General features: G+C 38.1%; 12 protein-coding genes. 2 read left to right on the top strand and 10 right to left on the bottom strand.

Going from position 1 to position 16,239, the window contains the following annotated elements; genetic code table 11:
* Nucleotides 1-101 precede the first annotated feature (101 nt).
* Complete coding sequence (locus tag VEHSUH06_RS00080) at nt 102-497, bottom strand: hypothetical protein (RefSeq protein WP_105097344.1); 396 nt, start codon at nt 495-497, stop codon at nt 102-104.
* 289 nt (nt 498-786) lie between these two features.
* Between VEHSUH06_RS00080 and VEHSUH06_RS00085 the strand changes: the two genes are divergently transcribed.
* Complete coding sequence (locus tag VEHSUH06_RS00085) at nt 787-1,365, top strand: hypothetical protein (protein ID WP_105097345.1); 579 nt, start codon at nt 787-789, stop codon at nt 1,363-1,365.
* An 81-nt stretch (nt 1,366-1,446) separates the two neighbouring features.
* On the opposite strand, the gene VEHSUH06_RS00090 is transcribed toward VEHSUH06_RS00085, so the two are convergent.
* The 7 genes from VEHSUH06_RS00090 to recQ form a co-directional block, all read right to left on the bottom strand.
* Entirely contained in the window at nt 1,447-2,517 is a 1,071-nt protein-coding gene (locus VEHSUH06_RS00090; RefSeq protein WP_105097346.1) for a hypothetical protein, read from the bottom strand.
* A 56-nt stretch (nt 2,518-2,573) separates the two neighbouring features.
* Complete coding sequence (locus VEHSUH06_RS00095; RefSeq protein ID WP_105097347.1) at nt 2,574-3,524, bottom strand: hypothetical protein; 951 nt, start codon at nt 3,522-3,524, stop codon at nt 2,574-2,576.
* A gap of 319 nt (nt 3,525-3,843) precedes the next feature.
* Nucleotides 3,844-5,328, bottom strand: coding sequence for an aldehyde dehydrogenase family protein (locus tag VEHSUH06_RS00100; protein WP_105097348.1), 1,485 nt, complete (start codon nt 5,326-5,328; stop codon nt 3,844-3,846).
* 199 nt (nt 5,329-5,527) lie between these two features.
* Nucleotides 5,528-7,786 carry a Tex family protein gene (locus VEHSUH06_RS00105; RefSeq protein WP_233187852.1) on the bottom strand — a complete coding sequence of 753 codons (2,259 nt, stop codon included), beginning with the start codon at nt 7,784-7,786 and terminating at the stop codon, nt 5,528-5,530.
* Entirely contained in the window at nt 7,783-8,277 is a 495-nt protein-coding gene (locus tag VEHSUH06_RS00110) for a dihydrofolate reductase (RefSeq protein ID WP_105097349.1), read from the bottom strand. Before VEHSUH06_RS00110 ends, VEHSUH06_RS00105 begins: the two co-directional genes overlap by 4 nt.
* A 133-nt stretch (nt 8,278-8,410) precedes the next feature.
* The gene (locus tag VEHSUH06_RS00115; protein ID WP_105097350.1) at nt 8,411-9,202 is read right to left on the bottom strand and encodes a thymidylate synthase; all 792 of its coding nucleotides are present in this window, start codon (nt 9,200-9,202) and stop codon (nt 8,411-8,413) included.
* Nucleotides 9,203-9,317: 115 nt separating this feature from the next.
* The gene (gene recQ, locus VEHSUH06_RS00120; protein WP_233187855.1) at nt 9,318-11,111 is read right to left on the bottom strand and encodes a DNA helicase RecQ; all 1,794 of its coding nucleotides are present in this window, start codon (nt 11,109-11,111) and stop codon (nt 9,318-9,320) included.
* Nucleotides 11,112-11,469: 358 nt separating this feature from the next.
* Here recQ and putP point away from each other — a divergent pair, with 358 nt between their 5' ends.
* The gene (gene putP / locus VEHSUH06_RS00125) at nt 11,470-12,957 is read left to right on the top strand and encodes a sodium/proline symporter PutP (protein WP_105097351.1); all 1,488 of its coding nucleotides are present in this window, start codon (nt 11,470-11,472) and stop codon (nt 12,955-12,957) included.
* A gap of 100 nt (nt 12,958-13,057) precedes the next feature.
* Here the strand turns inward: putP and VEHSUH06_RS00130 are convergent, their stop codons facing one another.
* Nucleotides 13,058-14,086 (bottom strand): YafY family protein, encoded by a 1,029-nt coding sequence (locus VEHSUH06_RS00130; protein ID WP_105097352.1) that lies wholly within the window; start codon nt 14,084-14,086, stop codon nt 13,058-13,060.
* A gap of 354 nt (nt 14,087-14,440) precedes the next feature.
* Nucleotides 14,441-16,057: a methyltransferase regulatory domain-containing protein gene (locus VEHSUH06_RS00135; protein ID WP_105097353.1), complete on the bottom strand. Its 1,617-nt coding sequence runs from the start codon at nt 16,055-16,057 to the stop codon at nt 14,441-14,443.
* Nucleotides 16,058-16,239 lie beyond the last annotated feature (182 nt).

Here is a 16,239-nt window from a genome sequence, read left to right on the forward strand (position 1 = left end):
TGTTTCCTCCTATCGCGCACGAATTATGCGCGTTAGAATAGTATATCATATTTTGAAAGTGAGCGCTATTAAATTAATAACCATTTTAAAGTATATATTTACTACTTAAGGAACATACTCTTTAATGCATAACCTAAACCTGCAACACCAAATAATATAGAAAAGATAGCAAAAAGACCGCGTTTATAATACAAACTATTTCGCTTTTGATAAAAACCTGTACACATTATCAAAAGCACGAAAATGCCACAAGCAACACCATATCTCGCCACAAATAAATAATCTTTATCAATTAAAAATTTACAATTTAATAGCACTATACTTACAATTGCAATTATTGTTAAATACTTGGTTAAATTGCCAAAAGCTCTATGTCTTTTGATATATTCATATTCTTCATCAATGACGCGTTTACTAATCTCCAGTTTATATAACCCCACAGATAATGATATAGATATGAAAATCCAAAAATATCCTAACATTTCAAGTTTTTTCATTTTTTACTAGTCTCTTTTATAATACACTCTTAGATGTCCTTAATTATAACATATGCCAGCTCTACACTTATAAGATACTGATGCACAAAAAAGGCACCTCGTTCGAGGTGCCTCTTTGTTATGGTTTATTGGAGACTTGTATGGTATTAATCAACTATATAAGTAAAAGTATGTTTTTAGGTATAATATAATTAAAAGAATGTACTTCAAATTACTGCAATAATTAAGCAATGCCTGTTAAGCAATTACAATTTACTGAACATTCTAAAGTAGTATAAAAGGAATACCAATGAAACCATTTACTCTTAAAAGATTTGTATTACTACCGTTAATTATACTATCCCTCATACTAACAACGGGTTGTCATCTTCTATCACATTATGGTGAAGATGAGGTACAACAATATATAAATAAGAATTATCCTAATCTGACCTATCACCTAGAATCACAACGGAATCATACATGGCAAGTCACCTTTGATAAATATCCACAAATGCCCATTAAAATATCTGAAGTCATGCACACCTCGGCACCAGTTGTACCACAAGTTGAGCGAATACTAATAACCAACATTCCGTTGATAACTGTATTTCCATTAATGAAAAACCATTTAACAGCAGAGGAATTATCTTATGCTACATATGACACATCTACCTTGTATATTGAAATGCCTATCCCTTATTCAGCCATACAAAACCAAGATGTAACAAACTTTTATAATCGTATGGATCAGTTCTGCAAAGAATATGCTAAAACATATCCAGATTTCAAAAAAGAGATATTTATTAGGATTATCATAAAACCTGCTGATGGTTCTGATTCGCCTGAAGAATATAGAAGAGTATTCCGTTTATCCCACTATAAATAAAACAGGTGCCTCTTAGGAGGCACCTGTTTTATTAATGAAACGATATTGCCATTTGATATTCTAGAAATATTATATGTGACATCATTTCACACTATCATCAACAATCCTTATAATCCTCCTAAAGAAATCATATCCACCATTTATATTATCGCCAATTACCATTTCACTATCTTGAAAATATGGTGAAATAGGAAGATAGCCCCACACAACACCTAATCCTCCACATATATTGCGGCCACCATCTCCACCTTTATAGGAAAACACATCATTATCATATACAATTTCTCTACAATACGGATCGTCACCTATAACAAGGCCAAAAAAGTTTTCTTTTTCTAATGTATAATCTCCATCATTATCCATCCATTCCATATGCTTTAAATTCATAGAGAAATCTATATTGTTCCCCCATGGAAAGATAGTTCTACACCCCTTGCCAGCTAAATACTCCCACTCTCTTTGTGTAGGCAAAGAATATCTATTATCTTTTATATCCTGTAAAAGTTTCTTAAATGTTGTTTCTTCATAAAGTTTGCCACACCAATTGTTATCATCTGTTTGATATAAACAAATGGTATTATGAATCATTATTTCAGAAAGGCCCTCGCTTTCGGCTTTTTCTATCATCTGTTGCCACTCTTTATTTTGTCTGAGTGTCTCATCTGAAATAGGTATCCAACAAGTTTCACTATACTCTTTTTGTACTAACAATGGATGGATTACGAACTCATCTTCTTGAGTAAAATTATGCTTAAAATACGTTTCTATGTTGGATAGTACTCCTTCATCTTCTAGTGTTTCGCTAATCTTAGTTTGAACATCGTCTTCACTAAAGATTTCCTCTTCATATCCCTCTACAAATGGATAGGCAAGCTCCGCTAAATTTTCATCATTAAAAATATCCTGAAATGGTTTATTTTTAAAATCAAACCCTAACGTAACAGTATCTCCAGGAACAAATACAAATTCTATACCATCATGTGAACGATATACTGCCGTATATGTGGATTGTCTAAATGCAGCAAAGTCTTTAAAGGATATTAATTCTAAATTATATATTTCTCCAATCTGATATAACAATTCTTCCTTATCACTAATAGATAACAGATTATATTGGGGATTATATAATTTTTTGATGGGAATATGACTCATTAATTTGATACTCCTTATTTTTATCTAGTACAAATATTCTTCACTATGCATTTACTCTATTTACTTAAGTATTGCCTTAGAGTTTGATTTTCTAATGGCCCTAATTGTAGCGCCTTCCTATTTTTAATCGCATTAATAGCTAATGCTTCAAAGGTATCTTTATCAAAATCAGAAAACTCGTTAAAGGAGTTAAACACTATGAATCGTTGATTTATTAAATTAGGTAATACCGTTAAATCATTCGTTCTTACTTTATTTAACTCATTTCGTGCATAAGATTCATATCTCTCATCTCCTGAATTATTCTTGCTAAACCGACCTATATAGAGATTATCAGAATAATAGCTATATATAGCTTTCTGAGAGAAATCAAGTTTAGTCAATTTTCCAAATTCAAAATTATAATAAGCGTTGTTTCTATAAATATGTTCACTACCATACTTACCAATAATCGTTCCTGTAGAAAGATCCACTATATCATTATGCTTACCCATATCTTCCTTTCTATATGATACATAGAAAGGTAGCTTTATAGTATATCCAGCGTGTGGACCTGTATATCGTTTCTCACTATCATAAAAGATCTCATGCCATATATCTCTATCATTTTCATCAAGACTAGAAATATTAGGGTATAACTCATCAAGGCTCACATTAAAATGTGTTTCTTTAGCATCTATTCGAGGAATGAAAGTATTATATTTATTAAGATCTTTATTCCAAGCATCTAACAAACTTATATTTTCATCAAAAATACCAATACCGTCTAACGTTATGTAATAAAGTTTATTATCTACCTCATGAACAGCAACTACATTATCAGCAATCTTACGGTTTTCATTGCCATAATATAATCCACTCTCCTTAAGATCACTTAAATAAATCAGACTATTTTTAAAGTCTCCACTTGCCAAGAAATATATCAATACTCCCAATATGAGGATATAAATCAGTATTAATACACCTATGATATAACCAATCCATTTAATTACTCTCTTAAAATTCATAAACTCCCTCTCAAAACAATACTTATATTCTTAAAATCTGAATTGATATATTTATATTTTTCATCAATGACACGTTTACTAATCTCAAGTTTATATAGCCCTATAGATAACGACATAGATATGAAAGTCCCAAAATATCCTAACATTTCAAGTTTTTTTCATTTTTACCAGGCTCTTTTACAATACACTCTTAGATGTTTTTAATTATAACATAAGGGCTCTCGATACTGATAAGATGCTGATTTCCTATATCAAGCACAAAAAAGGCACCTCCAAGGAGGTGCCTCTTTGTTATAGTTTATTGGAGAGTTATATAGTATTAATCTAAATCGTAGAAACCAGATGGTTTATCGCTTAAGTTAATAATGATATTTTTCATTTGAGTGTAGTGTTCAAGGATAACTTTGTGAGTTTCACGGCCGATACCAGATTGTTTGTAACCACCAAATGGTGCGCCTGCTGGGATGGAGTTATATGTATTTACCCACATACGACCTGTTTCGATTGCTCGAGCTACGCGGATTGCACGGTTGAGGTTTTGTGTAAATACGCCACCGCCAAGACCGTATAAGCTGTCATTAGCTTGTTCGATAACTTCTTCTTCGCTGTGGAATTTAATTACAACAGCTACAGGGCCGAAGATTTCTTCACGAGCTACGCGCATATCGTTTGTAGCGTCTACGATGAGTGTAGGTCTAATGAAGCAACCTTTACCAAGTTCGCCGTCAGTAACGCGTACACCACCAGCTGCAACGCGAGCGCCTTCTTCTTTAGCAAGTTCTACATAGCTAAGTACTTTCTTAACTTGATCTTCGTAAATCAAGGAACCAAGTTGTGTAGATTCGTCCCAAGGTAAACCAACTTTTACTTTATCAAATAAAGCAGAAAGTTCAGCTACAAATTTATCATAAATTGTATCTTGTACGAAAATACGGGAGCCTGCGCAGCATACTTGACCTTGGTTGAAGAGGATACCGAGCATTGCCCCATCAAGAGCTTGTTTCCAGTTTGCATCTTCAAAGAAGATATTCGCAGATTTACCACCTAATTCCAATGTAGCTGGAATCAAGCGTTCAGACGCTGCTTTATATACATCAAGACCTACTTCTGTAGAGCCTGTGAAAGCAAGTTTGCTGAAACCAGGATGATCAAGGATATATTGACCAGATTTAGAGCCTTTACCAGTTACGATATTCACAACACCTGGAGGTAAGATTTCTTTCAAAATATCGCCTAATACTAAAAGGCTAAGGGATGTATGGCTAGAAGGTTTGATAACAACTGTACAACCTGCTGCAAGAGCTGGTGCCAATTTCCAAGCAGCCATTAGGAATGGGAAGTTCCAAGGTACTACTTGACCTACAACGCCAATCGGTTCACGAACGATGAGGCTCAATGTATTTTCATCAAATACTTGTGCGGAGCCTTCTTCGGAACGAAGTACGCCTGCGAAGTAACGGAAATGGTCAGCACCAAGTGGAATATCTACATTCAAAGTTTCACGGATTGGTTTACCATTGTCATATGTTTCAACTTGTGCCAAGTGCTCTTTGTGAGCATCAATAGCGTCAGCAATTTTTAACAAGTAATCAGCGCGCTCTACTTGGGAAACAGTTTTCCAAGTTTTGAAAGCTTCTGTTGCAGCCTCTACAGCACGGTCAACATCATCTTTCGTAGCCTCTGCACAGATGGCAAGTTGTTCGCCATTAGCAGGGTTATATACATTGAATTCAGCACCATCAGATGCCGGTACCCATTCATTATTAATTAAAAGTCCATATCTTTCTTTAAGGTTCAAGCTCATAGCATTACCTCCTATTCAGGAACATATATTGAGGAAGATCTCCCCTGTAATCTCATCATACACTTTATATCTAAAATCTTCAATAAGGCATATCATTTTCGATATATCCATTCCGCATTATTATACATAGTTTTAAGTTATACAGAAAAAACCGCACCCTCTAAAACCATAGAGAGTGCGGTTTTACGGACCATGACTTTTAGTCACGATTATTATTACGGTTATTGTTACGATTGTTGTTTCGACGTTGTCCGTTGTTATTTCTGTTTCGGTTATTATCGTTATTCTTTGGCTTTTCTGGTTGTAATGCTTTTACAGATAAACCGATACGATTGCGTTTTACATCAACAGAAATAATTTGAGCTTCAATAATATCGCCTACAGCAAGCACATCAGATGGATGTTGACGGCTGTTACAAAGTTCACTACGATGCAAAAGACCATTCGTTTTAAGACCAAAGTCTACAAAGGCACCAAAATCAACTACGTTGTGAACAGTACCTTTTACAATAGTACCAACTTGAATATCTTCAAGGCTTACCACATGTTTTCTAGTAAGTGGTGCTGGCAAATCTTCACGAGGATCACGACCTGGTTTAGCCAAAGCCCCTAAGATATCTCGTACAGTCGGTACGCCCGCATCAAGTTTAGCAGCCATTTTTTCTGCATCTACAAGAGGTAATTTAACTTGTAACGCTTCTAGTTGTGCTTTATCTTGCAAATCTTTTAAGGTAAAACCTAATTCACCAATAATGCGTTCTGCCAATTCATAGGATTCTGGATGGACAGATGTATTATCTAGTGAATTTTTACCGTGTTGCAAGCGAAGGAAACCGGCACATTGCGTAAACGCCGCAGGACCTAAGCGAGGTACTTTCAACAATTCTTTACGGCTTTTAAATACGCCATTCTCTTGACGGTATGCAACGATATTTTTAGCCACTGTACTAGAGATGCCCGCAATATGTTGCAAAATAGCAGGAGATGCCGTATTGAGCTCTACCCCAACGTGGTTAACTACAGTTTCAACGACTTGATCTAAGGTATGAGTCAATTGCTTTTGGTTTACGTCATGTTGGTATTGACCTACACCAATAGATTTTGGATCAATCTTAACAGATTCAGCCAATGGATCTTGTACGCGCCGTGCAATCGATACAGCACCGCGTATGGTTACGTCTAAATCTGGTAATTCATCGATAGCCAATTTAGAAGCAGAGTAAACAGATGCACCTGCTTCATTGGTGATGATATAGTGGCAGTCTAATTTTTCCTCTTCAATCATGGTGGAAGCAAACTGCTCTGTTTCATAGGATGCAGTACCATTACCAATAGATAAGAGAGTAACCTTAAACTTACGGATTTTATCAGCTAATACCTTTTGCGCTTCTTTGCGAAGCTTTTCACTATTAGTTAAATAGTAGGCACCATAATCTAGCACATTACCTTGTTGGTCGATAATAGCCATCTTACAACCTGTACGGTAACCAGGGTCAAGGCCCATGATAACATGGCCTGCCAAAGGTGGCTGTAATAATAGGTTCTTAAGGTTTACACCGAATACCTTGATAGCTTGCTCATCCGCATTTTCCGTCAACTCATTGCGAATATCGCGCTCTAGAGCAGGGAAAATTAGACGTTTGTACGCATCGGCTACTGCAGCCGCTTTGTAGTCTCCGAAAATAGACTTTGGATTTTTCTCTAACTTTTGCACCATGTACGCAATATACGTATCACCTGGTACAGTAAGGGCTAATTTCAAGGCCCCTAATTTTTCACCACGATTAACCGCCAAGATACGGTGAGACGGCATTTGACGAACTGGTTCAGCATATTCTGCGTATTGCAAGAACTGTTGTTGTACCTCTTCATCACCAGTCAACTCAGCTTGAATAAAGCCTTCGTTCCACATCTTTTTACGCAAATACGCACGGAAGTCTGCACTATCGCTAACAATTTCCGCTACGATATCAGAAGCACCTTGAATAGCATCCTCTGGTGTGGGCACCTCTTCCGTTACAAAGTCTTTAGCAATCTCTAGGGGATCACCAGAGGTAACTGTATCGTTAAGAATCATGTCCGCTAACGGCTCCAACCCACGTTCACGGGCAATCATAGCACGTGTGCGTTTCTTAGGACGATACGGCAAATACAAATCCTCTAACTCTTGAAGCTTTGTTGCTGCTTCTAAGGACTTCATCAACTCGTCGGTCATCTTTTCTTGCTCTGTAATAGACGCAATGATTTCTTGACGACGTGTTTCCAAGTTACGCAAGTATTTAATGCGTTCTTCAATGGTACGTAATTGCTCATCTTGCAATTCGCCGGTTACCTCTTTACGGTAACGCGCAATAAATGGCACCGTATTGCCTTCGTCCAATAATTCTACGGCAGCTTGCACCTGCTTTGGCTTAACATTTAATTCACTGCCAATAATGGCAAACATTCTTTCACTCATTTAGATGCCTTTCTGCGATAGGTTACAAAACGATGAGGATATTTGTTCTTTTCATCCACCATGCCGTCTACAACGGATTCAATGGTGAAAGCACCCTCTTGGAACTCTGGGAAAAATGCATCCCCTTCAAATTCATGGTCTACTTCCGTGATATACATCGTATCTACGTAAGGCAAGAAAGCCTCATATACTTGAGCACCACCGAGCACAAAAGCCGCATCAAGAGCACGTGCCGCTTCTGCAGCAGCCTCAGGGCTATGGAAAATCCTAACCCCTTCTGGTGCGTCAAAGCCCTTATCACGAGTAATCACCCAGTGCTCACGATTTGGCAACAAGAACGGCAAGCTTTCAAAGGTCTTACGGCCCATAATAATAACATGACCCGTAGTTTTTTCTTTAAAGAATTTCAAATCATTCGGCAAGTGCCAAATCAAGGTATTATCTTTACCGATCACACGATTATGTGCTACGGCTACGATTAATGCTAACATACTGCCCTCTTTCGATTCATACTATATGGTAACAGTCATAATTGTAATACTATTTAGCAATGGTCACGAACATAATATTAAATGGCAACAGCTGTACATATTATGCGCTTTAGCAATGGTCATGAATACAATGCTATACAGCAACAGTCATGGACAATTTACCTAGATGTTCATAGCCATCTAATGTAACGTCCTCTGGTGTGAAATCATAGAAGTCTTTCACGTCTGGATTTACTACAATTTTTGGCGCTGGCAACGCTTGATTGCGGCGTGCTAATTGTTCACGCAATGCTTCTACGTGGTTTTCATACACGTGAGCATTGTTAATAACATGAGTAAATTTACCAGGTTTAAGACCTGTTACTTGAGCGATCATACATTGTAATGCTGCATATTGAGCGGTATTGAATGGAACGCCAAGGCCCATATCGCCACTGCGTTGGATGAGCATACAGTTCAAGTGTCCATCAGCTACATCCCATAATGTTTCATACGCACATGGTTGCAATGCCATATCATCTAAATCTTCAATATTCCATAAAGTGACAATCATACGACGGCTATCAGGATCTTCCTTAATAGTCTTGATGAGATTATCAAGTTGTTTATACTTTGCAATTTGGTAACCATAGGCCTTACCAATGGTACCATCTTCACGCATCCACTCATCCCATACACGCACGTTCATTTCTTGCAATTTGCGTACATCGTTGGACTGCATTTGCCAAATCCACAACAATTCTTTTACCGCCGTTTTGAAAGCGACAAACTTTGTAGTCAAAATTGGAAATTCCTCTTGCAAGTCAAATTGCATAATTTGATGTGGCAATTTATAGGTTGCAATACCTGTACGGTTTTGACCGTATGTGCCGTGTTCTAAAATATTTTCAATAATACCGAGGTATTGTGTATCTGCTAGACTCATATATCCCCCTAAATCTATGTATAACACGTCGAATAATACTAACCTTATATCTTACAATATATAGTACTATCATACTAAAAAATACATAGTACTACCATATATACAGTAAAATTTATTATCCTTTATATTCTGCAATGGCCTGTAAAAAACTGAGGCCATATTTTTTCAATTTTGCTTCCCCTACGCCCTTAACATTGCCAAACTCACCTAATGTAGTGGGTCGTAAATTGGCTAGGTCAATAAGTACTGTATCAGGGAAGATAAGATATGGTCGAAGCCCTGCCTCTTCGGCTAAGCGCTTACGATGTTGTCGTAAATGTTCAAATAAACCACCCGACCCAGAACTAGATTTTCCTCTTGATGTAGTAGACGTAGACCGACTAGTTCTAGATGGTACAGACACATATTGTCTGATTTCCTCCACCTCTTTATGCCCACCGAGGACCTCCTCAGCGCCAGCCGTCAAGGATAGCACAGGATACTTACCTGAAGAACTACGCAAATAACCAGAAGCTACAAATTGTTGGATGAGCCCTTTAATAGATTTCTCGTCTACATTACTTAGTAAACCAAATACAGGGAGTGCATCGTGGCCTGCTCGCATAATACGGTCAGTTCGCTCACCGCGCACGATAGAGGTAATCATAGAGGCACCATAGCGCTCATCAGTACCCATAATAGCACGGAAGATAGCCTTCGCCTCTTTTGTAACATTGACCTTATCACCGGAGCCTTTACAGGAACTACAATTATCGCAAGTAGTCCAAACGGTGCTTTCACCAAAATAGTTAAGCATATATTTACGTAAGCAATTACTACAGAAACAGTAATCAATCATAGACTGTAACTTGCGGAGCTCCACCTCTTGTCGCTCAGGCGTCTCGATGGACTGTTCAATCAAATATTTATGAACCTGTACATCCTGCCCACTGTAGAGCAAGATACATTCTGCAGGTGCTCCATCGCGACCTGCGCGGCCCGCCTCTTGATAGTAGGACTCCATGTTGCGCGGCATTTGGTAGTGCAACACATAGCGCACATTACTCTTGTCGATGCCCATACCAAAGGCATTAGTAGCCACCATGACCTGCAGTTTATCGTCTGCATAAGCGTTTTGCATCTCACGGCGCACCTCATCACTGAGACCTCCATGATAATGGCCTACCTTAATGCCTGCACGGGTTAGATTTTCATACACTCGATCTACATCCTTACGCGTCGCACAATAGATAATACCATTTTCGTTATCATGTTGGCGCACATAGTGAACCACATAATCCATGCGCTTTGGTGTACGGATGACAGAGAACGATAAATTAGGTCGATCAAAGCCTGTTACATACACATTTGCCTTATCCAGGCCTAATAATTTCTTGATATCATTTTCTACATATTTCGTAGCTGTCGCGGTGAAAGCACCTACGATAGGCCTCTTTGGCAGAGAGTTGAGCCACTCACCGATGAGGCGATAGGACGGTCTAAAGTCATGACCCCACTCAGAGATACAATGAGCCTCATCCACGATGACTTGAGCAATAGGCAACGCTCGTAGCACATTGCAGAAAAAATTAGACCCTAGTCGCTCTGGTGCAATATATAAGAGCTTGATCTTACCGCTACGCACTTCGTACATGGTCTTATTAAATTCCGCTTGCGTAAGCGTACTATTGATAAGTGCTGCTGGTATATTCTGCACCAATAGACCATCTACTTGGTCTTTCATGAGAGAAATCAGTGGAGAGAACACAATAGTAAGGCCCGCCTTACAGAGTGCAGGAATCTGAAAACAAATGGACTTACCTGCCCCCGTCGGCATGATGCCAATCACATCTTCATTGCGTAATAAGGAGGCAATCGGAGCCTCTTGAGCCGGTCTAAAGGAGGTATACCCAAAGTAAGTTTCTAACATGCGCAGTGCTTGTTGCTTTGTCACAACTGGTTGTTTAACAGTTTCTTGTTTTGTCGCAACTGGTTGTTTTAGATTGTCTTGTTTTGTTGTTTCCTGTTGATCCATGGGTACCTCCTTTCACGTGTCATTTTTCCATTTTATTATTTTATCATATTTCGAGTATTTTCGGGTTTTTAGTATATACGATTTATAGGTTAACCGTCTAATGCCCAAGATGAAAGTATATACTTAAAATTCGTATAGAAATTAATAAAATCTCACCAAATTTTTACACTCTAAAGTGCTAATATATGATACAATAAGAATTATTTATAATACTATAGAATGAAAATTTAACCTAAGGAGGTTTTATATAGGCATGACACAAGACAACTTAATGATCATTATCGCCTTTGCCTTATATCTAGGACTCATGATGTATATCGGGGTCTACTACTATCGCAAATCGAACAGTATTGGCGATTACATCCTCGGCGGCCGACAACTAGGACCATGGATCACAGCACTTAGTGCGGAAGCATCAGATATGAGTGGTTGGATGCTCATGGGTGTTCCAGGCCTCGCGTATACAACGGGTATTTCAGGTATGTGGATTGCCGTAGGCCTTACGCTAGGTACTTGGGCAAACTGGAAATTCGTTTCTAGACGCTTGCGTAACCATACAGAGGTAGCTAGCGACAGTCTTACCTTACCGGATTATTTGAAAAATCGTTTCCATGATCATTCCCATTCGGTAGCTGTTATCTCAGCCCTATTCATCTTGATTTTCTTCTTGATTTATACATCATCGGGCTTTGTGGCAGGGGGCAAGTTATTCAACACCATCTTTGGCCTTGATTACACCGTATCTCTCTTCATCACCGCAGGCATCGTCGTATTCTACACCTTCCTCGGTGGTTTCCTCGCAGTATCTTGGACGGACTGTATTCAGGGGGCATTGATGTTCTTTGCCATCTTAGCAGTACCGATTACAGCAGCCATGTTCATGGGTGGCCCTGTAGAAACATTCCAACTCATTCAACAGGAGTTTCCTCAAGGTCTTAGCTTATTTGGCAATCCATCCGATTGGTTCACTTGGGCTATCGGCTTAATCTCCGCTCTCGGTTGGGGCCTAGGTTACTTTGGTCAACCTCACATCCTCGTAAGATTCATGGCCATCTCCGATGCAAAAGAGTTAAAAAAATCTACGAATATCGCCATGGTTTGGGTTATCTTATCCCTTATGGCAGCTATCGCGGTAGGCCTCATCGGTCACGTATACATGCTACCGGATAAATTGGTAGGCACTGATGCGGAAACAGTGTTCCTCATCATGACAGAACGTCTCTTTACACCATTTGTAGCAGGTCTCATCTGGTCCGCTGTATTAGCAGCTATCATGAGTACTGCATCGGCACAATTGTTAGTAACAGCCTCCGCTATTGCTAATGACTTCTATGCCAATATCATTCATCCTAAAGCAAGCGATAAAGAGCTTGTACTAGTAAGCCGTATTGTAGTACTAGTAGTTGCATTAATAGCCATCTATATGGCAATGGATCCAGATAGCTACATCTTAACAATGGTTGCCTATGCATGGGCAGGCTTTGGTGCTGCCTTCGGTCCAGCCATCTTGTTCTCCTTATTCTGGAAGCGAATGACACGTCATGGCTGTATCGCTGGTATCGTAGTTGGTGGTTTAACAGTACTTATTTGGAAACAATTTGAATTCCTTGGTCTATACGAAATCGTACCAGGTTTCATCTTCTCTTCCATCGCGATTTACGTGGTGAGTATCATGGATAAATTACCGCCTCGTCCAGTTCTTAAGGACTATAAAGAAGCGGAGAAAATGCACATCCTATAAAATGAGTACTGTCCGTTCTACCAAATAAGAGCTGTACGTTCACCAAAACAGAATACATAAAAATAGAGCTAGTTGATTCAACGATCAACTAGCTCTTTTATTATGAATATTGTTGTAAGCCTTCTTTTATAGCTTCCTTCACTTCAGTCACCAAGGATGCTGGTGAAAGTACTTTTACACTTTGCATATATTGGAGAGCCCAATATTTAAACGCATGATGATTTACACGTACGCGACATACCACATCATCAGCTGTTACATTAGTAAATTCCACATTGCCATCGAACCAATCCAAGATTTGATTTACGATAGAACGTTTTGCTTTAAAGCTTACCGTAATGGATTCACCACCGAACATATAGATATGCTCTTTTGCGTACTGAGACACATTAAAGGTGCGTTGCTGTTGGTATCCCTTTATCTCCCGTAAAGGTTTTCTTCGTTCGCTTAGCACCGTAATGTGTGCAATACGATCGACGCGCAATGTAGACATGTCGTCGTAGTTTTCGTGGTTCCCAACTAGGTAATAGTGTCCCCGATTCATTACTAGTTGGAATGGGTTAAATACATATTTCCGTTCCTTGTTATCTGGACCGAGATTAATATGTAAGCGCTTATCCACGTCAGGTTGGCAATAAGCCAACGAAATTTTTCTCCCCTTTTGTATTGCTTCTTCTATGAGATCAATGTTAAGGAATAAGTCCTGGCTTCTATGAAGGTAACCTGTAGAACTTTCAATATCAATACCATGGGGCTTGAAATGAGAGCTACCAAGTTTAGCAACACGACTAATTAAATCCTTACGTTGAGATGCTGTAATATGGCGAGATGCCAACACACCATCAATCAATAATCGCAATTCCGAATCTTCAAAAGTATGAATCATGTAGAAATTGGTACGGCGAGTAGTGCCATCTGCTCCCACGGCAGACTCTTCACATTGAATACCAAAATCACCAGATTCATATAAATCATTTAAATGACGGCCTAAGGTCTTCCGATCCACGGACACCTCGTACCGCTCAGCTAATATACTGCGGATCTCCTCTTGAGATAAAGTATGATTAGCATCTGTTTCACTTTTCAGGATTTCTAGTATGTATACTAGAACTGCCTTCTTAGATGCCATAAAAGACTCCTTTTACAAATAATACAATTAGTACAACTAATACAATTTATATAATCATCCACAACACTCCGGATGATGTTCACAAAAATACCCATACATAGTATACCATAATTTTCATATATGGTTCATTTATTTCTCATTAATTTTATCGATTTACTATACTTTTTTGGCAAGATTAAATAACTAAATGTAATAATTATTAAATAAATTTAAATTTAATTATATAAAAGAAAACCCATTAACACTTTTTACATATAAATGTTATAAGTGTAACGGGTTTTGTTTTGCACTATGAAATTAATATGAACGGAACCTCTTTAAACGCTCAAATTTCAAATACATAGTCATTCCCTTTTAAGAAATACCATCTGTCTTTTTATTTCTAAGAAAACCTAGATCTCCCATGCGCTTTGTTAACTCATTATAAAAGGCTTCTGCCATCGCATTTTGGTGCTTACCAGTTTGCGATTTATCAGCACTAAAAATGGTATCTTTAATTTTTTTAGTTAAAGTAGACTTAGACTTTGGTTTATTCAACAACTCCATGAACATTAAATCTTCTTCAGAAATATCGCCAATAGCATCATTGAATGAATTCCCGCCATAAATATACTCACTACCACCATCAGCTATGGCTTTCACTAAGTTTGTAAATCGTGTAGGTACATAGGATAAACCTTCCATGTACTCTTGCTTTTCTGGGAATGTTTTATAGAAACGAATACCACCGCGTACCATATGCTCTACTACAGCTTTATATAAGCTGCATACAGCCGGTTCCAATTCATCATCCGATGCATTAGCCACCTCATGAGCCGCTTTTAAAATAGCTAATGCTTCAATCATGTTAAAGGTGCCACCATCCTTGATTAGTGCTTGGAACGTATCTTTTACTAAGCTGTTTTCAAACATTTCCAAAGCCTCTTCATCAAATAGAATTTGGAAGGTAAAGTTATTTATGGCAGTACGCACAGGAATTGTATTTACTTCAGCAGGATTCGATACAGCATAACTAATATCTTTCGCAGCACTTGCTTTACAGATAATAGACTTACGGAATGTCGTATCAAGCATAAAATCTAAATATTGCTCTTGATCTGCTTGGCTGTTAGGCGCTAGTTGCTGAAGTTTGTCTGCAATGCTTTCATCATAAGTACGAACCATAGACAATGTAAGATCTGCATCACCTACATAAGCGAGATTATTAGCCTTAAGATGATCATTAAATTGATAGAGATAACATGGATCATTATGAGGTTCTAAATGGTCATGACCTACATAATAGTCGTCCTTTTGCATAACGGAGCGCAAGGCACCGAGGAATTTACTATTACGTTCTTTTAGATTATCGTAGTTAAGGATTTGGGCACCTACCAAGCTTCCCACAGTCTTACCACGCAATACCTTTTCCTTATGCGTAGATTCATCATGGCCACGATTAGCAAACAACATGAGCTGACGAACCTCTTCCATCGTATGCCAGCCCGGATAGGTATTATAAGATACGTAAGCAATACCATTATCAGCTAAGTGATTGGAAATAATATCAAGCAATTTATCCTTCATTTCATCGCTGATCCAAGAGTAGAAACCATGCGCAATAATATAGTCAAAGTTTCCCATTGATTCATCAAAATTCAAGATATCCCCTTGTACTAAAGATACATTATCAAGTTTTGCATCCCCGATAATTTTATTTCCCTTCTCTACTTGGTCTTGTGAAAGTTCAATCCCTACAAAGGTCGCTTCAGGATTGTGAGCTGCTTGGGAAATGATATTACCACCATAGGTAGCACCTAATTCAAGGACACGCGCCGTTTTAGCCGTTGGTGGCTTAAGACCCACAAGTGTACCATATGCCTCTAAATAAGCAGGTGTAGTAAAAGGAAATGGATAGGATTTATAGCCTAACTCTTTATATATCGTTTGTTGCATTTCTTCATTTACCATTTGTGTATTATCCTTAGCCATATATACCTCTATATTTAATATTAGAATTATTCAAATATGTATTACTAACATTATGTATTGCTAGCATTATGCATAGCTACTTATCATTATACCAAATTCCAAATATATTACCTATGTTTCGAGCAGTTAATACGCAAATAATACAATCAGAACCACCCGTAAAACGGGTGGTTTGCTCACGG

The organism is Veillonella sp. S13053-19, from assembly GCF_002959835.1.
GTDB classification, from domain to species: domain Bacteria; phylum Bacillota; class Negativicutes; order Veillonellales; family Veillonellaceae; genus Veillonella; species Veillonella rogosae.